We start from the raw sequence: 22,233 nt of genomic DNA, 5'->3' as shown, positions 1-22,233 counted from the left end.
TTTCTATCATCGGTCTCATGAGCGAATCACAAGCAGTCATTTTGGGAGTGGGCGGCCTCGAACTTACTGCCGAGGAGCGCGCGCTTTACCGCGACCAGCAGCCCTGGGGCTTCATCCTCTTCGCCCGCAATCTGTCGCCCGAGCCGCAGCAGATCAAGGATCTGATCGCCTCGCTACGCGACACTGTCGGTGGCCGCAATGCGCCTGTCCTGATCGATCAGGAAGGCGGGCGCGTGCAGCGCATCCGCGAGCCGATCTGCCCGCGCTATCCTTCCGGCGCCGATCTCGGCGCCATCTATCGAGAGGATCGCGACAGGGGCCTGCGCGCCGCCTGGCTGATGTCGCGGCTGCATGCCTTCGATCTGACAAAGCTCGGTTTCAACGTCGATTGCCTGCCGGTTCTGGACGTGCCGGTGGAAGGCGCCAGCGACGTGATCGGCAGCCGCGCTTACGGCAAGAATCCGGTGATTGTCTCCGAGATGGGACGTGCCGCGGCAGAGGGCCTGAAGGCTGGCGGCATGCTGCCTGTGATGAAGCATATGCCGGGCCATGGCCGCGGGTTTGCCGACTCCCACCATGCGCTGCCTGTGGTCGATACGCCGATCGACGAACTTCGCGCGCATGACTTTGCGCCATTCAAGGCCTTTGCCGGTGAGCTGATGGGCATGACGGCACATGTCGTTTACACCGCGATCGACCCGGATTTTCCTGCCACCACGTCCGAGATTGTCATCCGTGACATCATCCGCAGCGAGATCGGCTTCGACGGCCTGTTGATCTCGGATGATTCCTCGATGAACGCGCTTTCAGGCACGTTGAGGGAGAGGGCGCGCGCTATCGCTGCCAATGGTTGCGACATTGTCCTTCACTGCAACGGCCAGATGGAGGAAATGCTTGAGGTGGTGGCGGAAGCCAAGCCGCTTGCGGGCAAGGCGCTGGAAAGAGCACGCCGCGTCGAGGCAGCGTTCGCTCAGGCAGACAGGCTCGATGAAGCGGCGGTGCGAAGCGAGTTCAATTCGCTGCTACCTTCGGTCTGAGGCGGACAATGGCGGCGACCGGCTCCCAGAACCCGCCTGTCGCCCCGCTCGAAAGGCTGTGGGGCGAGACGCCGGAGCGTGTCAATACCGAGGCCGAACCAGCGCTGGTGATCGATGTCGGCGGCTTCGAAGGCCCGCTGGACTTGCTGTTGCATCTCGCCCGCAACCAGAAAGTCGATCTCGCCCGTATTTCCGTGCTGGCGCTTGCCGAGCAATATCTAGCCTTCATCGAAAGCGCCCGCCGGCTGAGGCTGGAACTTGCCGCCGATTATCTCGTCATGGCGGCCTGGCTCGCCTACCTCAAGTCGCGCCTTTTGATCCCGGCGCCGCCCCGCGACGATGGCCCCTCTGGCGAGGAGATGGCGGCGACGCTGGCCTTCCGCCTAAGGCGCCTGGAGGCGATCCGCGAGGCTGCAAATCGGCTTGTCAACCGCGACCGGCTGGGACGTGATTTTTTCGCCCGAGGCGCGCCCGAAATTGTCGTCGAGGAACGCCGCTCCGCCTATGACGCCAATCTCATCGACCTGCTGTCCGCCTACGGCTCCCTCCGGCAGCGCCAGGCGGTGACGAATGTCACGATTGCCCGCCGGCGCGTCTGGTCGCTGGCCGAGGCGCGGCTGATGCTGGCGCGCCTTGTCGGTGCGCTGGACGAATGGACGGCGCTCGATAACTTCCTGCTGCGTTACATGACCGATCCGGARGAGCGGGCAACGGCAGTCGCCAGCAGCTTCGCCGCGACGCTGGAACTGGTGCGGGAAGGGCGGGTCGAAATCCGCCAGCAGGGCGCCTTCACGCCGATCTATATGCGCACCGGCGCCAATCCTGTGACCGATGAGGACATTGCCGCCATGGAGGCCGGCCTTGACTGATGCGCCGGATGCCGCCCCAGACTTCGCCACCATCCTCAATTCCCACGAAGCCAGAACCGTCGAAGCATTGATTTTCGCCTCCGCCGAGCCGGTTTCCGAGAATTATCTCGCCGAACGGCTGCCGGCGGACACGGACCTGACGGCCATCCTCACCGCACTGCGCCTGCTCTACCGCACCCGCGGCGTCAATCTGGTGCGAGTCGAAGGTCATTGGGCCTTCCGCACCGCCTCGGATCTCTCTTTCGCGCTCAGGCAGGACGGGCAGGAGGTGAAAAAGCTCTCCCGCGCCGCGCTGGAAGTGCTGTCGATCATTGCCTACCATCAGCCTGCGACGCGCGCCGAGATCGAGGATATCCGCGGCGTCTCGACCAACAAGGGCACGCTCGACGTTCTTCTGGAGGCCGGTTGGGTGAAATTCCGCGGTCGTCGTCGGACTCCCGGTCGCCCCGTCACCTTCGGCACGACACGCGATTTTCTCGACCATTTCGGCCTGGAGGATATCCGCGACCTGCCGGGCCTCGAAGAGCTCAAGGCGACCGGCATGCTTTCCGGGCGAATTCCATCAAACCTCTCGGTGCCCTTGCCGCACGACGAAGAGGCTCTGGCGCCCGACGAGGATCCGATCACGCAGCTTGATATCGAGGAACTCGGCCTACTGATGCCGGGCGGCGGCGAGGAAGAGTGATCCACGCTTTTAAGCATGGCCTTGGAGAAATCCCGGCAAATTGACCAAAAGCATTGCGACCCGTGGCCGTTTCCTTTAACGGTCTCGTCACATTGAGGTTTGAAATCGCCACAATAAGTGACTAAATCAGGTCCGTGAGCGAAATTGGGAGTATCTGAGCATGGGTTCTTTAAGCGTATGGCATTGGCTGATCGTCCTGGCCGTGGTCCTGATCTTCTTCGGCCGCGGCAAGATTCCGGACTTGATGGGCGACGTTGCCAAGGGCATCAAGAACTTCAAGAAGGGCATGGCCGAGGATGACACGGCCGATGCGAAGTCCCCTTCGGTTGAACATAAAGTCGACGAAGTGAAATAAACTGGATTTACGGCCCGGGCGTCGGCGCGTGAGATGCGTGCCGCGCACGGTTGCAGGAAGCGTGCGACATGTTTGACGTCGGCTGGAGCGAGATTCTTGTTATCGCGCTCGTTCTGATTATCGTCGTAGGTCCGAAGGACCTGCCGCCCATGCTGCGCACGTTCGGCCGGATGGCCGCACGGTTGCGCGGGATGGCCAATGAATTCAAGGGACAGTTCGACCAGGCGCTGCGCGAAGCAGACCTTGATGATGTCCGCAGCGGTCTGAGCGAAGTCAGCAAGCTCAATCCAACCAACACGTTGCGCGACGCGATCAACCCGATCCGCCAGCTTGGCCAGGATATCAAGTCCGACCTGCAAAAGGCCTCCGACGACGCCAAAACCTCGTACAACGCGCCTTTCATGAAGACCGAGAGCGAGCTTGCTGCCGAAGAGGCTGCCAATGCCGCTGTTTCGAGTGAAGCGAGTTCGGTTCTGCCGTCGGCCGCTACGGTCGATGCGCCATTGATGACGCCGGCCGTGCCGCCGGTCGCGGCAGCGCCTGCGGTGGGAGACAAGCCGGTTGACGCCAAACCTGCGCCGGTCGTCGCTGCCGCGGCAATGCCGACGCCGTCGGTCGCCGAAACGCCAGCCGCCAAGCCGAAGACCGCGCGCCCGAAAAAGACCGTCTCCGAACTCGCCGTCGTTTCGACCCCGGCAGAGCCGAAGACGAAGAAGGCGCCTGTACGCACCAAGGAAGCGGCGGCTGCGGCTGTCGAGGCGGAAGCCGTTGCCAAGAAGCCGGCGAGCCGGAAGAAGCCCGCAGTGACGGAATTCGCGCCTGACTTGGCCCCAGCCGAAGCCGCGAAGCCGAAACGGACTGCCGCCCGCAAGAAGACCGATACTACGGGTGACGCATGACCGAAGAACTGCAAGACAAGCCGCAGCCGCTGCTCGAGCATCTGATCGAGCTGCGCCGCCGTCTGATCTGGGCGGTGGTGGCGTTCTTTGCCGCTTTCGTCGTCTGCTTCTATTTCGGCAAGCCGCTGTTCAATCTGCTCGTCATCCCCTATCGCACGGCCGTGATCTGGTCTGGGATGAAGGTCGAGGACGCCGAGCTCATCTACACGGCACCGCAGGAATTCTTCTTCACTCAGATCAAGGTGGCGATGTTCAGCGCGCTTGTCGTTGCTTTCCCGGTCATCGCTTCGCAGATTTATAAATTCGTTGCCCCCGGGCTCTACAAGAACGAACGCGCTGCATTCCTGCCGTTCCTGATCGCCTCGCCACTGCTGTTCATCCTTGGCGGCTGCCTGGTTTATTTCTTCTTCACGCCGATGGTGATGTGGTTCTTCCTGAAGATGCAGCAGAGCGGCGGCGAAGGGCAGGTGGCGATCCAGCTCATGCCGAAGGTGTCGGAATATCTCGACCTGATCATGATGCTGATCTTCTCCTTCGGTCTGGTCTTCCAGCTGCCTGTGGTTACGTCGCTGCTCGTCCGTGTTGAGCTCTTGACCTCCAAGACGCTCGCCAGCAAGCGCAAATATGCCATCGTGCTCGCCTTCGTTGTCGCCGCGGTGTTGACGCCGCCCGATCCGATCTCGCAATGCAGCCTCGCTATACCGACCATCCTGCTCTACGAGATCGCCATCATCGCCGCCAGGATGATCGAAAAGGGCCGATCTCAACGCGAGGCGGAAGAACAGGCTTCTGCCTGACATCATCGCTCGCGCGTTTGCGGCTTGAGTTTCGGCCGGCTTCGCGCCAAAACCTTCCAAAAGCGGGAATCGTCAGGATTCCCGCATCTCCGTTCAATGGTGTTCCGATGCTCGATATCAAATGGATTCGTGACAATCCCGAAGCGCTCGATGCTGCGCTGGCGCGCCGCGGCGCCGAACCCCAGGCCGCCCATCTGGTCGCTCTCGACGAGAAGCGCCGCGCCGTCACCCAGAAGGCGCAGGAGATGCAGTCGCGCCGCAATGCCGCCTCGAAGGAAATTGGCGCTGCCATGGGCCAGAAAAACATGGAGCTGGCCGAAAAACTGAAGGCCGAAGTGGCTGCGATCAAGGTCGATTTGCCCGCCGCCGAGGAAGAAGAGCGTCAGCTCACCGCCGAACTCAACGACGCCCTGTCGCGCATTCCGAATATTCCGCTCGCCGATGTCCCTGACGGCAAGGATGAGCACGACAATGTGGTGAAGCGCACGAGCGGCGAAAAGCCGACCTGGAATCATCCGCCGAAGGAGCATTTCGAAATCGGCGAATCGCTCGGCTGGATGGATTTCGAAGGTGCTGCCAAATTGTCTGGCGCGCGCTTCACTGTGCTCAAGGGCCAGATCGCTCGGCTGGAGCGTGCTATCGGCCAGTTCATGCTCGACATCCACACGCAGGAGCACGGCTATCTCGAAGTCCAGCCGCCGCTGATGGTGCGCGATGATGCGATGTTCGGCACCGGCCAATTGCCGAAATTCGCCGAGGATTTGTTCCGGACCACGGACGGTCGCTGGCTGATCCCGACGGCAGAAGTGCCGCTTACCAACCTCGTGCGCGAGGAAATCCTCGATCGCGACAAGCTGCCTCTGCGGCTCACCGCGCTGACCCCGTGCTTCCGCTCGGAAGCCGGTTCGGCCGGCCGCGACACGCGCGGCATGCTGCGCCAGCATCAGTTCTACAAGGTCGAGCTGGTCTCGATCACCGACGCCGAAAGCTCGATTGCCGAGCATGAGCGGATGACCGAATGCGCCGAGACCGTGCTCAAGCGGCTTGGCCTGCATTTCCGCACCATGACGCTCTGCACCGGCGACATGGGTTTTGGTTCGCAGAAGACCTATGACATCGAGGTCTGGCTGCCGGGCCAGAACGCCTATCGCGAAATCTCGTCCTGCTCCGTCTGCGGCGATTTCCAGGCGCGCCGCATGAATGCGCGCTATCGCGACCCCGCCGAAAAGGGCGTCAAATTCGTCCATACGCTCAATGGTTCGGGCACGGCCGTCGGCCGGGCGCTGATCGCTGTGCTGGAAAATTATCTCAACGAAGATGGTTCGGTCACAATTCCGGATGTTCTGCTCCCCTATATGGGAGGGATGACAAAAATCGAGAAGGCCGCCTGATCATGCGCATCCTCCTGACCAACGATGACGGCGTCCATGCCGAGGGCCTCGCGGTTCTCGAACGGATTGCCCGCACGCTTTCCGACGATGTCTGGATCGTGGCGCCCGAAACCGACCAGAGCGGGCTGGCCCATTCGCTGTCCTTGTCTGAGCCGCTTCGTTTGCGGCAGGTCTCGGAAAAACACTATGCGCTGCGCGGCACGCCGACGGATTGCGTCATCATGGCGGTCAAGGAAATCATGACCGACAAGAAGCCCGACCTCGTCCTGTCGGGCGTCAACAACGGCGCCAATATGGCCGATGACGTCACCTATTCCGGCACGATCGCCGGCGCTATCGAGGGCACGCTGCAGGGCATCCGCTCGTTGGCACTGTCGCAGGCGGCGAACTATCTCGAAGGCGAGCGGCATGTGCCGTGGAACGTCGTCGAGGCCCATGCGCCGCAGCTTCTGACGAAGCTGCTGGACGTCGACATGCCCGACTGGACCTTCATGAATGTCAACTTCCCCAATTGCCAACCGTCGGACGTTCAGGGTATTGCCGTCACCGCCCAGGGCAAGCTCGATTTCGGCATGAATGTCGAAAAGCGCAGCGACGGCCGAGGCCTGCCATATTACTGGCTGAAATTCGACAGCCGAAAGGGCGATTTCCGCGAGGGCACAGACATCTTCGCGCTCAAGGAAGGCAAAATCTCGGTAACGCCGCTCAAGCTCGACCTTACAGACTATAGCCTGCTTGACCGTATCCAGCAGGCCGTGACGAAAGGGCCGGCATGAACCAGGGGCGCGGCGGCAGGGAAGGTTTTGTGGCGCTCTGCCTCCGGCTGCGTGCCCGAGGCGTTGTCAATGCCGACCTGCTCAACGCTATCGAGCAGACGCCACGGCACTTTTTCGTACCGGCCGAATTCCTCGCCCAGGCCTGGACATCGCGGACCCTGCCGATTGAATGCGGCGCGATTCTCGAAGGCGCCGATCTTGCTGCGGCAATTCTTGATGCAATGAAGCTCAAGGCTAGCCATCGTGTGCTCGAAATCGGCACCGGTTCCGGCTTTACCGCTGCTGTGCTTGGACGACTGGTCGAGCGCGTGCTGACTGTCGACCGTTACAAAACACTGGTGACGCTCGCCCAGGCGCGCATGGACAAGCTGTCGTTGCGCAATGTCGTCGTCCGTCAGGCCGATGGCAGTTCCGGCCTGCACGGTGAGGGCACCTTCGACCGCATCCTCGTCACCGCCGCTTTCAGCGCCTTGCCGCGTGTCTATGCCGAGCAATTGGTTTCTGGCGGCGTGATGATCGCGCCGGTCATAAGCGAGGATGGCGTGGCACGCATGGTCAAGCTGACGAAATCCGGCAGCCGCTTCGAGCGCGAGGAATTGTTTGATACGCCGTTCCAGCCGATCGTGCCGCAAGTGGCGCAGATTCTGTAGTTCCTATAGGTCTGGACACGGCTCATGCCAGCGCCTGCAGGCATATCGGCAGATCGCCGCCGCTCTCGCCGATCTCCGGTAACTTCCCGTTAAGGTTATCATTTTTCAGCATATTATGAGTTTATTGTGTGCCATTAACCGGCCGGTAACACTAACGCGCTTTAATGAATACAAGTTCAGGCGTTGCTGGGTTGCTGTCATGCGTAGCTTCGAAATTGTAAAGTCCAATCTCTCTCCACTCCGTGTCGTGACGGCGCTCCTGCTTGCAGGTGCGGCGTCAAGTTGTAGCTCGGACGTCACTCGCTTCGATGGGATCTTCTCCTCGAAACAAGATCAAATGACGACGAACTCGATCCCTCACAAGGTCAACGCCGTCAACGGCCAGTTGCCCGTCCCGCGGGAAAACGTTGCCGATGCCGGCAACGACGATCCAAGCGCCGATGCGGCGATCAATCAGCCCTATCCGGGCAAGAACAATGTGTCTTATGATCCGATCAGCACATCGACCACCGATACGGCGGTTCGTGCTTCGGTCAGGCCGGCCCGGATCGAGCGCAGCGAACTCACCACGCCTTCTGTCAAGGTGAAGGTGCAGGAAAAGGTCGCGCTGAGCCAGCCGATGCCGGGCAAGCACGTGCTCTCGGTCAATGTCGACGCCGATCCGATCAAGACCGGCACGGTCAAGTCGATCTGGCGCGTGAGCGACAGCTCGCCGCGCATCAAGATCAAGAGCGGCGAAACGCTGTCGGCAATCTCGGTGCGCTATCACGTGCCGCAGGCTGAAATCCTCAAGGCCAACAAGTTCAAGACCGGCGCCGATCTTAAATTCGGTCGTTCGATCATCATCCCGACCTCGGTCAAGGTGGAACTGAAGGCCAAGCCCGAATCGGACGAGATGGCCCTTGAACTGAAGGGCAAGAAAAAGAAGATTCCGACGCCGGGCAAGGAGCCGGAGCAGGACAAGGCCGTCCTGCCCAAGAGCGCAAGCCGCGACAAGGACAAGAACGCCGAAGCCAAGCTCGCGAGTAACGATGCGGCTGACAACGGCCTCTACGTGGTCAAGGAAGGCGATTCGCTCGCCGCGATTGCCAAGCACCACAAGATCAGTGTCCAGGCGCTGAAGAGCGCCAACCATATGGGCAAAGCGTCCATTCGCGTCGGCCAGAAGCTGACGATCCCGGACGCCAGCACCGTCACCGCCTCGATCCCGACGAAGAAGGAGATCAAGGAAGCGGTCGACGCCAACAAGCCGAAGACCTACACGCCTCCGGTTGCCGACAAGAGCGTCGAGGACGTGCAGAAGACGGCCGACAACAATGAGAAGGCGCCCGACGAAACGGGTATCGGCAAGTTCCGCTGGCCGGTGCGCGGCGCAGTCATCGCCGGCTATGGTCAGAATGTCGACGGCGTGCGCAATGCCGGCATCGACATCTCGGTTCCTGAGGGCACGCCGATCAAGTCGGCCGAGAACGGCGTCGTCATCTATGCCGGCAGCGGCTTGAAAGATCTCGGCAATACCGTGCTGGTCCGCCACGACGATGGCACCGTGACCGTCTACGGCAACGCCAAGAACCTCAACGTCAAGCGCGGTGACAAGGTCACGCGCGGCGAAGTGATTGCCGACTCCGGCATGAGCGGTGGCGCCAAGCGCCCGAAGGTCCACTTCGAAGTCCGCCAGAACGCAGTAGCCGTCAACCCCATGACTTTCCTCCAGTAGTGCGTAGGGGAGACGTAAAGAGCCCGGGAGCGATCCCGGGCTCTTTATCTATTGGCGACTTGGATTTTAGATCCGCTGCCTCAACCGTCCGGCCAGATCCTGGATATATTGCCACGCCACGCGACCCGACCGTGACCCACGGGTCGTCGCCCATTCCAGCGCCTCGAAATGCAGTTTTTCCGGCTCGATCGTCAGCTTGAAATAGTCCGCGTAGCCATCGACCATCGCCAGATAATCCTCCTGGCTGCATTTGTGGAAACCGAGCCAAAGGCCGAATCGGTCCGATAGCGACACTTTTTCTTCGACCGCCTCGGACGGATTGATTGCCGTCGACTGCTCGTTCTCGATCATGTTGCGTGGCAGCAGATGCCGCCGGTTGGAGGTGGCGTAGAAGATGACATTGTCCGGCCGGCCCTCGACGCCGCCGTCCAGCGCCGCCTTGAGCGATTTGTAGGACGTGTCGTCATGGTCGAAGGAAAGGTCGTCGCAGAACAGGATGATGCGGTGGTCGGCGGCCTTGAGGATATCCATCAGCACCGGCAGTGTATCGATGTCCTCGCGATGCACCTCGACCAGCTTCATCGCCGTGCCGTGCTCGTCGTTGATCGCCGCATGGATCGCCTTGACCAGCGAGCTCTTGCCCATGCCGCGCGCGCCCCAGAGCAACACGTTGTTGGCGGCAAAGCCTTCGGCGAAGCGCTCGGTATTTTCGTGGAGAATCGACTTCACATGATCGACGCCGCGGATCAACGACAGGTCGACGCGATTGACACGGCGGATCGGCGCCAGGCTCTGCCGTTCCGGGTTCCAGACAAAGCAATCCGCCGCGTCCCAGAGGATCGATTCCGGGGCAGGGCCGGCAATGCGTTCGGCGGCGTCGGCCAGACGTTTCACTTCAGCCAATATGGCCTGCAGGATATCGTCACTCACGATCATCTCTCCCGATTGTGACCTCGTTCTGCCCGCTAGCACGGCTGGCTTTTGGACGGAAAGGTCGGTTGGGCGTCAAAACGTCCGTTTTCGATGGCAAATTTGGAATGCGCTGTTGCAATGAAGGGGCATGTTCCTATATTGCGGCGGCCATAAACCGGGCCGGAAAAGCCCGATCGTTCAGTTTGTCCGGAGTAACCGATGCTCTTCACGGAAGCCTTCGCCCAGTCGACAACGCCAGCCGCGTCGTCGCCATTTGGCAATGGATTAGACATTCTCATTCTTTTCCTGCCGATGATCGTGGTGTTCTATTTCCTGATCTTCCGGCCGCAGCGCCAGCAGCAGAAGAAGCGCGAGGACATTCTCAAGGGCATCAAGCGTGGTGACCAGGTCGTTCTGGGCGGCGGCCTGATCGGCAAGGTGACCAAAATCATCGACGACAATGAACTCGAAGCCGAGATCGCTGATGGCGTCAAGGTCCGCGCCGTCCGGTCCATGGTCGCCGAAGTGCGCGTGCGCGGCGAGCCGGTCAAGGAGCCGCAGGCCGCCAACAAGCCCTGAGGCCGCCGATTCCTGCAGCCATCCGGTGCCTGCAGGTCTATAATCAAGACGTCGTAGAAAACGCATCGAGAACCCCATGCTTCATTTTTCGCGCTGGACCTCAATCCTGATTTGGCTGGCAACGGCATTCAGCATCCTGTTTGCCGCCCCGAATTTCGTGCCGAAGGACCTGCTCGCCAAGCTGCCGTCATGGGTTCCGCATAGCACGATGACGCTCGGCCTCGACCTGCAGGGCGGCTCCTATATCATGCTCAAGCTTGAGCGTGGCGACATCATCAAGGAACGCGTCGACACGACGCTCGACGATGTCCGCGGCAATCTACGCAAGGCCAATGTCGGTTACACCAGCCTTGTGGCCAACGGCCAGAAGATCACCTTTAAGCTGCGTGATGCCGGCCAGGTCCCGGCCGCCAAGACTGCGCTCAAAGACGTCACCCAGTTGACGCCCATCGGTGGTTTTACCGGCGGCACGATCCAGGAAGCGACGCTGACCAACACCGATGATGGTGTCTTCACTATCGGGCTGAGCGACCAGGGCATCAACTACCGCGTCCAGTCCGCTGTGGCGCAGTCGATTGAAGTCGTCCGCCGCCGCATCGACGAACTCGGCACGACCGAGCCGCTTATCCAGCGGCAGGGCACCGATCGCATCGTTGTCCAGGTGCCGGGCCTGCAGGATCCGCAGCGCCTGAAGGCGATCCTCAACAAGACCGCCAAGCTGACATTCCACCTCGTCGACCTGACGATGTCGCCGCAGGATGCGCTTCGGTCACGTCCGCCGGCCAATTCCGAAATCGTTTATTCCAACGACGATCCGCCGGTGCCCTATCTCATCCAGAAGCGTGCCATGCTGACCGGCGAAAACCTGGTCGACTCGCAGCCCGGTTTCAATCAGCAGAACAACGAGCCGATCGTAACCTTCAGGTTCGATTCGACCGGCGCGCAGAAATTCGCCCGCATCACCCAGGAACATGTCGGCGAACCTTTTGCTGTCGTGCTCGACAATGCGGTGATCACCGCGCCCAACATCAACGAGCCGATCATCGGCGGCTCGGGCCAGATTTCGGGCCATTTCACAGTGCAGTCGGCCAATGATCTCGCGGTGTTGCTGCGCGCCGGCGCGTTGCCGGCGACACTGACGGTGGTCGAGGAGCGCACGGTCGGCCCGGGCCTTGGCGCCGACTCCATCCATGCGGGCTTCATCGCTTCGCTCGTCGGCCTGATCGCAGTCATCTGCTTTATGGCTTTCTTCTACGGCACGCTCGGGATGATCGCCAATATCGCCATGATCATCAACGTCGCGATGATATTCGCGATCCTGTCGCTGCTGGGGGCGACGCTGACACTGCCGGGCATTGCCGGTATCGTGCTGACGATCGGCCAGACGGTCGACTCCAACGTGCTGTTCTACGAACGCTTCCGTGAAGAGGTCAAACAGGGCCGACCGATCGTCCAGGCGATGCAGGCGGGCTTCCAGAAGGCTTTTGGCACCATTATCGACGCCAATATCACGCATTTCATTGCGGCCGCCATTCTGTTCTTTATGGGGTCGGGGCCGGTGCGCGGATTTGCCATCACGCTCTGCATCGGTATCATCACCACGGTTTTCACCGCCTACACCATATCGCGGCTGCTGATTTCGATCTGGCTGCGCCGCACGCGGCCGAAAACGCTGCCGAAAGGCGTGCGCACCGCTTTCTTCGATTTCGCCCAGATCAAGTTCATGCGGTTGAAGAACATCACCTTCGCCGGATCTGCGGCGCTGGCCATCGCCTCGGTGATCGGCTTCGCGACGATCGGGCTCAACCTCGGCATTGACTTCACCGGCGGTTCGATCATCGAAATGAAGGCCAAGAACGGCGTTGCCGATCTCAGTGATATCCGCCAGCGACTCAACCAACTGAACGTTCCCGGCGTCCAGGTCCAGGGCTTTGGCGATCCGAGCAACGTCTCCATCCGTGTTCAAACGCAGCAGGGTGGCGGCGACAACGCTGACCAGTCGGCTGCGACCAAAGTGTTGAATGAATTGTCGAAGGACTACGAATCCCGCCGCAAGGAAACCGTTGGCCCGTCGGTCTCCGGCGAACTGGCAATGAAAGGTCTCTACGGCGTCGGCCTTTCGCTCCTGGCGATCATGGTCTGGATCTGGTTCCGGTTCGAATGGCAGTTCGCTGTCGGCGCCATCGTCGCTACCCTGCACGATCTGTTGCTGACCGTCGGCTTCTTCGTCTTCACCAGGGTGGAGTTCGACATAACTAGTATCGCGGCGGTGCTGACCATCATCGGTTACTCACTCAACGACACGGTCGTCGTCTATGACCGAATGCGTGAGAATCTCAGGCGCTACAAGAAGATGCCGCTGCCGCTGTTGATCGACACCTCGATCAATTCGACGCTGTCGCGTACCATCCTCACCTCGATGACGACAACGATCGCTATCCTGGCGCTGGTACTGTTCGGCGGCGATGTCATCCGCGGCTTCACCGTTGCGATGTTGTTCGGTGTTGTGGTTGGTACCTTCTCATCGATCTATATCGCCGCCCCGGTCCTGATCCTCTTCAAGCTGCGTCCCGACACGTTCGACAAGGACAGGCAAGAAAAGGGCGCGAACGTTCCCGAGGTCCAGAGCCCGGCTGCCTAAAGCCTTGCCGAGGCTGCTCTGAAATGACGACATTGGCAGAACAGAAAGAGTGAGCCGGTGAAAAAAGGCATCGTCATCCGCGAGCAGCACTTTCCCGGCCGTGCGCCGATCGACGCTTATGGCAATGGCGGGTTCCGCTTTGCCGATATGAGTCACCGCGGCTCGATCCTCTGCCTGCCGTCCGGCATCTACGGCTGGCCGGTGGAAGAGGGCATGCCGCTCGATGTCGACAATCTCGGAAAAGTGTTTGCCGACGCGGCGGATATCGAAGTGCTGCTGGTCGGCACCGGCAATATGCTCAGGCCGCTTGGCAAGGACCTGCGCGCCGCGCTGAAAGAAGCCGGCATTTCCGCCGACCCCATGTCGACGGGTGCTGCAGTCCGCACCTATAACGTCCTTCTCGCCGAACAGCGTGCCGTTGCTGCCGCGCTGATTGCCGTGGAAGGCTGACCATGCCGCTCGGCGAAACCGGGGCTTACGAGGCCTGCCTCGCCACATTGCGCAGCACCGATTTCGACCGCTATCTCGCTTGCCTGCTGATGCCTGAGGACAAGCGCGGCCCGGTCGCCGCGCTTTATGCCTTCAATGCCGAGCTCGCTCGTATCCGCGATGTCGTTCATGAACCGCTGCCGGGCGAGATCCGATTGCAATGGTGGCGCGATCTTGTCGAAGGCCAAGGCCGGGGCGAGAGCCTCGCCAATCCGCTGGCCGCGGGTCTGATGCAGGCGATCGACGAGCGACGCCTGCCGCGCGCGCCGCTGGCCGCCATGACCGAAGCCCGCATCTTCGATCTCTACGATGATCCGATGGCCTCCACCACCATGTTCGAAGGCTATGCCGGTGAGACGGCCTCGACGCTGATCCAGCTGACCGCGATGATCCTCGATCCGGAGAATGCACAGAAAGCAGCGGATGCAGCAGGTCATGCCGGCATTGCTCAGCTCGTCGCCGGCTGCCTTTTGCTGCTGCCCATGCATCGCAGCCGGCATCAAGTCTACATTCCCGGTGATATCCTCGCCGCGACGGGCCTCAACGCAGACTCTTTCCTGAAGGGCGAAGACAAAGCACAGATCGGCGCTGCGCTTTCCGCCTTCATCGGCTTCGGCCGCGATCACTTGCGCAAGGCGCGCGCCGCCATGCCTGGCTCCAGCCGGAGCGTAAGCGGAGCCTTTCTTTCTATAGCATTGGCCGAGACCGTTTTTGATCGCGCCGAAAGGGCCGGTGCAGCGGCACTTACGCAGTCGTTGCAGCCGTCGCAGCTCCTCCGGCAATGGCGCCTCTGGCGCGCCTCACGAAAACACCTGTTCTGATTCGTAGCGTGAGCTTTAGCCTTCGGTAACCATTTTCTTATTACCATGGTCTAATTGAACCGGAATGCCGGTGGATTTGGCCATGAGTTTTGCGTTTTCCAAGAATGTCCGGCGGGCCTGCCTGCCTCTGGCCCTCACTCTGGCATTGTCGGCCTGTTCCGGCGATCTGGTGCCGCCCGAGGATGTCGACGACAACACCACCGTCTCTGCCATCACGCCACGTCACAAGGTCGAGGACACGAACTACGCGGCACCGAGTGACCCGACCAGCCGTGCCGCCGAAAGCGCCGACTATCTCAACACGCCCAATCTTGCCGGCCAGGGACGCCGGCCTCATCAACAGGCCGACACGGCGGACAATGTCGATCCCTCCAATACGATCGATGCGTCGAACGACGATAGCCAGCCGGATGCCGTAGCGCCGAAAAAGCGGTTGCCGAAGATAGACGAAGATCCACAGCCCGGAATGGAGGCCCTGGCCTCGCCGGATCAATTGGACAATGCAGACCAGCAAGTCGCCAAGCAGAGCCAGATCCCGGATGACGGCGTCAACATGGATTCCACCCTCGGCGTCGAGGACCCAACGAGCCTCGCCCAAGAGGAAAATATCGACATCGCCGAAGGCAATACCGACGAGCCGGTGGTCGATGGCATCGGGACCGACACGCCAGTCGAGGTGCAGCACAAATCCAAGCCTGCTGAAAAGGCCGTCCCCTTCGACCAGGCTTCGACGGCTGATGAGATCACGCTGCCGGAAAAGCGTCGCCAGCCGCAGAACGAGACCAAGGTCGCCTTCTTGCCGCGCTTTGACGATCCGTCAGAAGTGCCGGAATCCTATGGCGGCCTGACCGCGGCCGATCGTGCCTGCCGCAGCGATCTCGAACGCATGGGCGTACGCTATCGCGAACTGCCGCCCATCTATCAAGGGCCGACGTGCGGCATTCCGCATCCGATCGAAGTCTCCGGCTTCGCCGGCGGCATCCGGCTCTATCCGGCGGCGAAGCTCAATTGCTCGATGACCCGCGTCTTCGCCAAATTCGTCAAGAACGAACTGGTGCCGGAAGCACGTTATCGCTATTTCTCCGGCATCAAGACGATCCACCAGCTGTCGTCCTATTCCTGCCGACGGATGGATTCGCTGTCGCGCAACCCCTGGTCCGAGCACGCCAAAGGCAACGCGCTCGACGTCGGCGGGTTCATCCTGAATAGCGGCAAGGAAATCGACGTTGCCAAGAAAGGCTTCTTCGAATTTCGTGAAAAGGGCCTACTGAACACAGTGCGCGCCGACTCCTGCAAGTATTTCAATACAGTGCTCGGCCCGGGCGATGCTTATCACGGCAATCATTTCCATTTCGACCTGCGCTATCGCAAGTCGGGGCGGCGGTATTGCAGTCTGTAGCGCGCTGCCACATTTCTGCCGCAAGCGTATAAATTTGTTCAGTTCTGCCTGAATAGTTCTTAATTCCGGAGCGTTATAGTCATGACATCAGTGGAATACGCCTGTCATGACCAAACAACCCAGTCCCAAAAGAGCCACCTTGATCCGCGCGGCGATCCTCGCATCGATCATGCTTCTCCTCGGTGGCAAGTGGTATAGCTACGTTGCCTTTGCCGAGAGCCCCTATGATGCGTTCGGCGCCAGCCTCAATTCGGTCATGCCCGGGCCGATCAATCGGCTGGGATGCGGCATGCTGCAGAAGCGCTTCGGCAACCTCCCGATCCCGCCGACGGGCTGCAATGTCGATGGCCGCTGGGCATGAAGCCCAGAGGCCTCAATTCCAGAGGCCTCAATCCCTGAGTTTGAGTTCATCACCGCTGAACGAGAAAGTGCTCAGCGTATTGAGGAAATTCATCCCCAGCAGGCTCGTGTCGAGCTTGCCCCGGCCGGCGACGCCCGCCTGGATATTGGTGCGCTCGATGCCACCGACCGAGAGACGCGGCAGGGTCACATAGGCGCTTTGCGCCGGGCCGTTCGCGGTCATCACCACCGATGAGAAGTTGAGCTGTTGCGGATTGAGTCCGGCGCGCTCGGCATCCTCGTAGGTGAGCACCACGGTCGTCGCTCCGGTATCGACCATCATGCGGACCGGCGAGCCGTCGACCATCGTGTCGGCGACATAGTGACCCGATTCACCCTTGAAGAGAACCACGCTGTTGAAGCCGTTTTCGTCGACCATTGACAGCGGCCGCCCGGGGATCAGGCCGGCGGTGACGCGCGACGCCACCTGCTGCAGATCGCCGCGATAGACATAGACGGTCACGAGCGCCAGAATGATGAGCGCCCAAAGCCCGAGTTGGCGTGCGGTCTGACCAAGGCTGCGCCTTGCCAATATCCCCGAACCCACCAAAGCTGCGAACATGGCATAGTAGATGAATCGGCCGGCGTCATCGCCATCGAGTTGTTGCCCGCTGCTGCCGGACGAAAACCACAGGAAGGCCACCAGCGCTGCCAGTGTGATGATAATACCCAGAAGCACCCGCTGCGGCATCAGGCGTTCTCCCCGCGCGCGATACGGCTGCGCCGCGTTTCGCGCCGCGGCCGGCGCTCCACGGTTTCGAGCCGGGCCGGCAGGCCTGCCATGATCTGCAGGCGTTGCTCGCTGCTATAGCTTGTCCAGGCGCCGATCTCCTCGCGCGTGCGGCCGCAGCCGAAACAGTAGCCGGTCTTGTCGTCGATCGAACAGACGAGGATGCAGGGCGATTCCATAGGATTCCGATCCGCTTGTTTCGTTCTTGTCTGGCGCTTCAGCTGCACAGGGCAAGGGCGGCAAGCGCTGCCATCTCCGCGCATTGCTGTGACGCGCCGATCGTGTCACCCGTGTGGCCGCCGATCCTGGTCTGGATATAACGTGTCAGGGCCATGGTTGCCAGTCCGCTTGCGGCGATCGACAGGAGGGTCGCGCCAAATCCAGCCGTCGGCCAGATCAGCACGACCGCGCAGACCGCCGCCGAGATGAGTGCGACATTGGTCGAACCGGCCTCCGGCGATCCGGCGGAAGCGGCGACACCATCGTGCCGCGCCGGCGTCAGCGACGACCAGTGCCAGACCATGGCCGCACGGCTGATGCCGGCGGCGGCGATCAATACGAGCGCCGCCCGCGTGGGCGAGAGCGAAGCGCCGATCGCAGCCATGGCTGCGGCACGCAGCCCGTAGGAGAGGATCAGCGCCGAGGCACCATAGGAGCCGATGCGGCTGTCGCGCATGATCGCCAGCGCCTTCTCCCGATCGCGTCCGCCGCCCACACCATCGGCGGTGTCGCTCAGCCCATCCTCGTGCAGCGCCCCGGTGATCAGCGTGAGCGCGATCAGCGCAACGATGGCCGCCACGGGAGGCTCGAGATGGAAGGCCAGCAGGATCGCGAAAATCGCCGCCGGCGGCAGCATGATCAGCGCGCCTGCGGCCGGAAAGGCCTGCACCGTGCGCGACATGCTGCCGCCATAGCCATTGAAAAAACGTCCCGGCACCGGCAGCCGGCTCAGAAAGCCAAGCGACCGGACAACATCAATCTGAAAATCGCTGAAATTCATCCACCTGCCCGCGTCGCGCCAGGACGTGTTTGAGAGTTGCCCCCGTGCGAGTCAGCCGATATTAGGGGCTCGCCGAACTTAGGAAAAGAGTTTCATTCAGGAGTATAGGGCATGAGCGTCAGCGGCCTTCCATTCGACGACTTCCGCAACCTCATCGCCAATCTGCCTGGCCCGGTGACCGAGGCGCTGATCGATGCCCGCGAGCGCGACAAGCAACTCACCAAGCCGCCGGGTGCGCTCGGCCGGATGGAAGAGATTGCCTTCTGGCTCGCTGCCTGGACCGGCCGCAAGCCGGCCATCAATCGGCCGCTGGTGGCGATCTTCGCCGGCAATCACGGCGTCACCCGCCAGAAGATCACGCCCTATCCGTCCGAAGTCACCAAGCAGATGGTCGCCAATTTCTCGGGCGGCGGCGCCGCGATCAACCAGATCTGCGCCACCTACGATCTCGGCCTGAAAGTCTTCGACCTGGCGCTCGACTATCCGACCGGCGACATCACTGAGGAAGCGGCATTATCGGAACGCGACTGCGCCGCCACCATGGCCTTCGGCATGGAATCGATCGCCGGCGGCACGGACCTGCTTTGCATCGGTGAAATGGGCATCGGCAACACCACCATCGCCGCCGCGATCAACCTGGCGCTCTATGGCGGCACGGCGGAGGAATGGGTCGGCCCCGGCACCGGTTCCGAAGGCGAACTCCTGAAGCGCAAGATTGCCGCGGTCGAGAAGGCGGTGACACTGCACCGCGACCATCTCGCCGATCCGCTCGAAGTCCTGCGTCGCCTCGGTGGCCGCGAGATTGCCGCCATGGCCGGCGCTATTCTCGCCGCTCGCATGGAGCGCATCCCCGTCATTATCGACGGGTATGTCGCCACTTCGGCTGCGGCCATCCTGCGCGCCGCCAATCCTTCGGCGCTCGATCATTGCCTGATCGGCCATGTCTCGGCCGAGCCTGCGCATATGAAGGCTATCGACAAGCTCGGCAAGACGCCGCTTCTGGCGCTCGGCATGCGGCTGGGCGAGGGGACCGGCGCGGCGCTCGCTGCGGGCATCGTCAAGGCCGCCGCCGCCTGCCATTCCGGCATGGCGACGTTCGAAAGCGCAGGCGTCTCCAACAAGGACTGATTGTCATCCGTCTGTCATAATTCTCGCAAAGTTTGCAAAGCCTTAGCGGATATGCCAGATGGATGCCCGAGTGTCTGACTCGGGGCGAAAACCATGGAAGAGCCGCTAAGCAAGAAGAGAGGCCTGGCGCATCTGACGGCGGCAGCAAGCTATTCCTGGGCCGGCTTCTGGCGGGCGATGAACGAGTCCGCCTTCCGTCACGAGATCATCTTCTACCTCGCCGGCATGATCCTCTTCTATTTCGTCCATGCAACGGCGCTCGAATACCTGGTGCTGACTATCCTCTTCCTGATGATCTTCGGTTTCGAAGCACTCAACACGGCAATCGAGGAACTGGTCGACCGGGTATCGCCGGAAGTTTCACAGACCGGCAAGCATGCCAAGGATCTGGGGTCGTTCGGGGTATTCTGTGCGCTGGTTGCCGCAGGGCTTTTCATGCTCTGGGTGGCGTTCCATTAGCACCTTTCGGCCAAGGCGTCAGTTCCGGAGCGTTTCACACTAAGCCGTCAATAGCTCGACGGTTTTTCTGGATTCTTCAGCATTTTAACAGACGATTGGGCGTTTTCGGTGACCTCATCAAGCTCGCTATCGATGTCGGGAGTTCCCATCGACATCCGTTCATGTCGGATTGCGACAACGTCCACATTCGAACCATCATAGACATAGTCGAGAAGATAGTCGCCGATCACAAAAGTCAGGGCGCCCTTGATCCGCAGACCGTGCATGCAGTTTCCCGCCTGCGGAAAGCTTTGCAGCATGCGTCTGGCATTCTATCGCCAGCGAGAGTTTTCTCGCTGCAGCCGGGTTGCGCAGCCGCAGATATTCGGTTTCGTGCCGGACAAAATTCGCCGCGGCAGCCGAAAGCCTAACCCTGATCACGCAACCTTCCCAGCAGTGATCCGATCCATGTCGGCGAAGACATCATCTATGTCTTCATACTCGCCTGATGCAATCTGCTCACGCCCTTTGATCGCCGAAAGAAGATCGGAGCCCTCATTTAGAAGATATGTTCTGAGTGCGCGGACAATGATGTAACTTCTGGAACGCTCCGTCGCTTCCGCGATGGTTTCGATATCCGACAAGACGTCTGAAGGGACTCGAAAGGTAACTGATTCCGACATATTGGCTTTCGACATCGTCTTCTCCTACCAATCCGTAAGACAATGTAAGACAAAATAGCCTCACTAACAAGCCCATCTCCCTCTCACTGAAAGAGATGAAAACCAGCGTTATCGCGGCGAGTGTTTGACAGGACTTGAATTTTAAGGCGCTGTTCAGTCTTAGACGCGCTTGAGGGAGAGCAGCTTCGAATCACGAACAGATATCGGCCACATAGGCCGCGTGCTATTCGCAGATTTCACCTCAAGCAAAGCTCTTGCGCCGACGATCCACTGCTTGCGCGTCTTCCACAGCCGGCAGCGATTGCTGCACGCGCTTGGCCGGCAGGATGGCTATGCATTCCGTGCCTTCGCGCAGCTTGGATTTGAGGTAGAACTGGCCGTCATGCTTGTGCAGCAGCGCCTGCACGATCGGCAGGCCGAGGCCGGTTCCCTGTTCGGCGCTCTTGATCGCGATCGAGCCCTGGCCGAAGGCGGAAAGCACGACAGGGATTTCTTCCTCGGGAATGCCGGGACCGTTGTCCTTGATCGACACATATTGGCCGCCCGACGCCGTCCAACCCGCCTTGACGACGATCTCGCCGCCCTGCGGTGTGAATTTTACCGCGTTGGAGAGAAGGTTGAGGATCACCTGGCGGATTGCCTTCTCATCGGCCCAGACCGAGGGCATGTCGGGTTCGAACTGGTCGATGATGCTGATGCTCTTCGATCGTGCCCGAAGCTGGATCATGCCGATGCAGTCCTCGGTGATATCCGTGAGCTGCACGGCTTCTTCGTTCAACTGGTAGCGGCCGGCCTCGATGCGCGAGAGGTCGAGGATCTCATTGATCAGGTTGAGCAGGTGCTGGCCCGATGTGTGGATGTCGTTGACATATTCCTTGTAGGTCGGATTGTTGAGCGGACCGAGCACTTCCGTCGACATCACCTCGGAAAAGCCGAGGATGGCGTTGAGCGGTGTCCGCAGTTCATGCGAMATTGAGGCGAGGAAGCGCGACTTGGCAAGATTGGCCTCCTCGGCGCGGCGGCGCGCCTCATCGGACATCGATTTCGCCGTTTCGAGCTCGGCGATCAAGTCGTCCTTTTCCGACTGGAAGGAGAGCAGCTTGATATTGGAACTGTAAAGCCGGTCGGTGATGAAGGAAAAGAACGCCATGGTGATGGCGAAGACCGCCGTCAGCGCCAGGTCGAGGGAATTGCGGTCAAGAACCGAAGCCAGCGCCAGTGCCGCAACGACCGGCAGAAACGTATACAGCGTCGAGCCGCGCAGCATGAACTGCGCCATCGACGTCGCCGACATGGCAATGATCAGCACTGCGCCCTTGAAATAGAAAAAGCCGGTGCCGCATGTGGTGCAATCGATGAGCGCTAGCCAGCCCCAGCCGATGCCGGCGAGCACCTGGCCGGCGAGCAGCTTCAAGTGCCAGCTGCGCGCGTTCTCCGTGGTGATCGCGGCTTTCTGCGCCCTCCGGATCACCACCATATTCGTGGAATGCAGCGCCAGCGACCCCAACATCCACGGGAAGAGATTGACCGAATCGAAGAAATAATTGGCGAACACGCCGATCAGGAGCACGAACAGCGGCACAAGCGAGGCCGAGTATTGTATCGACGACAGATGCAGCAGCAACATGTCCTTGTCGAAACTGCTGGCGGCATTGCTGTTCATCTGCAGCCGCTCGCGCGTCGTCTTCACCGTCCGCGACACCGCCTGGTTTCTGGAGGTGCGGGAGCGATCGACGATGATCTTGTCGGGCGACGAACTGGCTCGTTGACTCATGATACGGACTGGAACTGGCTCTTTCGCCGCGAGAATAAAGCGCAATCCTTAAGAAGATGCTTCC

At 60.8% G+C, this 22,233-nt stretch carries 25 protein-coding genes; 18 read left to right on the top strand and 7 right to left on the bottom strand.

What is annotated here, in order from left to right; all coding sequences use genetic code 11:
- Positions 1-17: 17 nt before the first annotated feature.
- The 10 genes from nagZ (at position 18) to AC1DYF_RS19740 (ending at position 9,176) form a co-directional block, all read left to right on the top strand.
- Positions 18-1,037 carry a beta-N-acetylhexosaminidase gene (gene nagZ / locus AC1DYF_RS19785; protein WP_477878469.1) on the top strand — a complete coding sequence of 340 codons (1,020 nt, stop codon included), beginning with the start codon at positions 18-20 and terminating at the stop codon, positions 1,035-1,037.
- Between the two features lie 8 nt (positions 1,038-1,045).
- On the top strand, positions 1,046-1,906 hold the full coding sequence (locus AC1DYF_RS19780) for a segregation and condensation protein A (RefSeq protein ID WP_477878468.1): 861 nt from the start codon (positions 1,046-1,048) through the stop codon (positions 1,904-1,906).
- Complete coding sequence (gene scpB, locus AC1DYF_RS19775; RefSeq protein ID WP_477878467.1) at positions 1,869-2,591, top strand: SMC-Scp complex subunit ScpB; 723 nt, start codon at positions 1,869-1,871, stop codon at positions 2,589-2,591. The genes AC1DYF_RS19780 and scpB overlap by 38 nt, the downstream gene beginning before the upstream one ends.
- A gap of 160 nt (positions 2,592-2,751) precedes the next feature.
- Positions 2,752-2,946, top strand: coding sequence for a twin-arginine translocase TatA/TatE family subunit (locus AC1DYF_RS19770; RefSeq protein WP_477878466.1), 195 nt, complete (start codon positions 2,752-2,754; stop codon positions 2,944-2,946).
- A 68-nt stretch (positions 2,947-3,014) separates the two neighbouring features.
- On the top strand, positions 3,015-3,845 hold the full coding sequence (gene tatB, locus AC1DYF_RS19765) for a Sec-independent protein translocase protein TatB (RefSeq protein WP_477878465.1): 831 nt from the start codon (positions 3,015-3,017) through the stop codon (positions 3,843-3,845).
- The gene (tatC, locus tag AC1DYF_RS19760) at positions 3,842-4,642 is read left to right on the top strand and encodes a twin-arginine translocase subunit TatC (RefSeq protein WP_477878464.1); all 801 of its coding nucleotides are present in this window, start codon (positions 3,842-3,844) and stop codon (positions 4,640-4,642) included. Before tatB ends, tatC begins: the two co-directional genes overlap by 4 nt.
- 107 nt (positions 4,643-4,749) lie before the next feature.
- Positions 4,750-6,033, top strand: a complete 1,284-nt coding sequence (serS, locus tag AC1DYF_RS19755) for a serine--tRNA ligase (protein ID WP_477878463.1) — start codon at positions 4,750-4,752, stop codon at positions 6,031-6,033.
- Between the two features lie 2 nt (positions 6,034-6,035).
- Positions 6,036-6,809 (top strand): 5'/3'-nucleotidase SurE, encoded by a 774-nt coding sequence (surE, locus tag AC1DYF_RS19750; protein WP_477878462.1) that lies wholly within the window; start codon positions 6,036-6,038, stop codon positions 6,807-6,809.
- Positions 6,806-7,459: a protein-L-isoaspartate(D-aspartate) O-methyltransferase gene (locus tag AC1DYF_RS19745; RefSeq protein WP_477878461.1), complete on the top strand. Its 654-nt coding sequence runs from the start codon at positions 6,806-6,808 to the stop codon at positions 7,457-7,459. Before surE ends, AC1DYF_RS19745 begins: the two co-directional genes overlap by 4 nt.
- A gap of 337 nt (positions 7,460-7,796) precedes the next feature.
- Entirely contained in the window at positions 7,797-9,176 is a 1,380-nt protein-coding gene (locus AC1DYF_RS19740; RefSeq protein ID WP_477878460.1) for a peptidoglycan DD-metalloendopeptidase family protein, read from the top strand.
- Between the two features lie 66 nt (positions 9,177-9,242).
- Here the strand turns inward: AC1DYF_RS19740 and AC1DYF_RS19735 are convergent, their stop codons facing one another.
- Positions 9,243-10,106: an ATP-binding protein gene (locus AC1DYF_RS19735; protein ID WP_477878459.1), complete on the bottom strand. Its 864-nt coding sequence runs from the start codon at positions 10,104-10,106 to the stop codon at positions 9,243-9,245.
- A 201-nt stretch (positions 10,107-10,307) separates the two neighbouring features.
- Here AC1DYF_RS19735 and yajC point away from each other — a divergent pair, with 201 nt between their 5' ends.
- The 6 genes from yajC to AC1DYF_RS19705 all read left to right on the top strand — a co-directional run bounded on the left by yajC (position 10,308) and on the right by AC1DYF_RS19705 (position 16,378).
- Positions 10,308-10,667 carry a preprotein translocase subunit YajC gene (yajC, locus tag AC1DYF_RS19730; RefSeq protein ID WP_477878458.1) on the top strand — a complete coding sequence of 120 codons (360 nt, stop codon included), beginning with the start codon at positions 10,308-10,310 and terminating at the stop codon, positions 10,665-10,667.
- A gap of 76 nt (positions 10,668-10,743) precedes the next feature.
- The gene (secDF, locus tag AC1DYF_RS19725) at positions 10,744-13,308 is read left to right on the top strand and encodes a protein translocase subunit SecDF (protein WP_477878457.1); all 2,565 of its coding nucleotides are present in this window, start codon (positions 10,744-10,746) and stop codon (positions 13,306-13,308) included.
- 57 nt (positions 13,309-13,365) lie between these two features.
- Entirely contained in the window at positions 13,366-13,758 is a 393-nt protein-coding gene (locus AC1DYF_RS19720; RefSeq protein WP_477878456.1) for an Mth938-like domain-containing protein, read from the top strand.
- Positions 13,759-13,760: 2 nt separating this feature from the next.
- The gene (locus tag AC1DYF_RS19715; RefSeq protein WP_477878455.1) at positions 13,761-14,618 is read left to right on the top strand and encodes a phytoene/squalene synthase family protein; all 858 of its coding nucleotides are present in this window, start codon (positions 13,761-13,763) and stop codon (positions 14,616-14,618) included.
- 82 nt (positions 14,619-14,700) lie between these two features.
- Positions 14,701-16,017, top strand: coding sequence for an extensin-like domain-containing protein (locus AC1DYF_RS19710; RefSeq protein ID WP_477878454.1), 1,317 nt, complete (start codon positions 14,701-14,703; stop codon positions 16,015-16,017).
- Positions 16,018-16,123: 106 nt separating this feature from the next.
- A complete protein-coding gene (locus AC1DYF_RS19705) occupies positions 16,124-16,378 on the top strand; it encodes a hypothetical protein (protein WP_477878453.1) in 255 nt (84 codons plus the stop codon).
- Positions 16,379-16,405: 27 nt separating this feature from the next.
- Here the strand turns inward: AC1DYF_RS19705 and AC1DYF_RS19700 are convergent, their stop codons facing one another.
- From AC1DYF_RS19700 to AC1DYF_RS19690, 3 genes are read right to left on the bottom strand one after another with little or no spacing between them, the layout of a single operon-like run.
- On the bottom strand, positions 16,406-17,107 hold the full coding sequence (locus AC1DYF_RS19700) for a retropepsin-like aspartic protease family protein (RefSeq protein WP_477878452.1): 702 nt from the start codon (positions 17,105-17,107) through the stop codon (positions 16,406-16,408).
- Complete coding sequence (locus AC1DYF_RS19695; RefSeq protein WP_477878451.1) at positions 17,107-17,325, bottom strand: DUF1289 domain-containing protein; 219 nt, start codon at positions 17,323-17,325, stop codon at positions 17,107-17,109. Before AC1DYF_RS19695 ends, AC1DYF_RS19700 begins: the two co-directional genes overlap by 1 nt.
- Before the next feature lie 38 nt (positions 17,326-17,363).
- Positions 17,364-18,146: an adenosylcobinamide-GDP ribazoletransferase gene (locus tag AC1DYF_RS19690; protein WP_477878450.1), complete on the bottom strand. Its 783-nt coding sequence runs from the start codon at positions 18,144-18,146 to the stop codon at positions 17,364-17,366.
- Between the two features lie 111 nt (positions 18,147-18,257).
- On the opposite strand from AC1DYF_RS19690, the gene cobT reads away from it, so the two are divergent.
- Positions 18,258-19,274 (top strand): nicotinate-nucleotide--dimethylbenzimidazole phosphoribosyltransferase, encoded by a 1,017-nt coding sequence (gene cobT, locus AC1DYF_RS19685; RefSeq protein ID WP_477878449.1) that lies wholly within the window; start codon positions 18,258-18,260, stop codon positions 19,272-19,274.
- 93 nt (positions 19,275-19,367) lie between these two features.
- Positions 19,368-19,733, top strand: coding sequence for a diacylglycerol kinase (locus AC1DYF_RS19680; RefSeq protein ID WP_477878448.1), 366 nt, complete (start codon positions 19,368-19,370; stop codon positions 19,731-19,733).
- A gap of 47 nt (positions 19,734-19,780) precedes the next feature.
- Here AC1DYF_RS19680 and AC1DYF_RS19675 read toward each other — a convergent pair whose 3' ends face one another.
- From AC1DYF_RS19675 to AC1DYF_RS19665, 3 genes are all read right to left on the bottom strand, one after another.
- Positions 19,781-20,032 carry a type II toxin-antitoxin system RelE/ParE family toxin gene (locus AC1DYF_RS19675; protein WP_477878447.1) on the bottom strand — a complete coding sequence of 84 codons (252 nt, stop codon included), beginning with the start codon at positions 20,030-20,032 and terminating at the stop codon, positions 19,781-19,783.
- A gap of 117 nt (positions 20,033-20,149) precedes the next feature.
- Complete coding sequence (locus tag AC1DYF_RS19670; RefSeq protein ID WP_477878446.1) at positions 20,150-20,410, bottom strand: CopG family ribbon-helix-helix protein; 261 nt, start codon at positions 20,408-20,410, stop codon at positions 20,150-20,152.
- Positions 20,411-20,636: 226 nt separating this feature from the next.
- Positions 20,637-22,169 carry a sensor histidine kinase gene (locus AC1DYF_RS19665; protein WP_477878445.1) on the bottom strand — a complete coding sequence of 511 codons (1,533 nt, stop codon included), beginning with the start codon at positions 22,167-22,169 and terminating at the stop codon, positions 20,637-20,639.
- Positions 22,170-22,233 lie beyond the last annotated feature (64 nt).

The organism is Rhizobium sp. P2_G9, assembly GCF_056403475.1.
The sequence above is the reverse complement of the archived record's forward strand: the minus strand, read 5'-3'. Positions and strand labels throughout refer to the sequence as shown.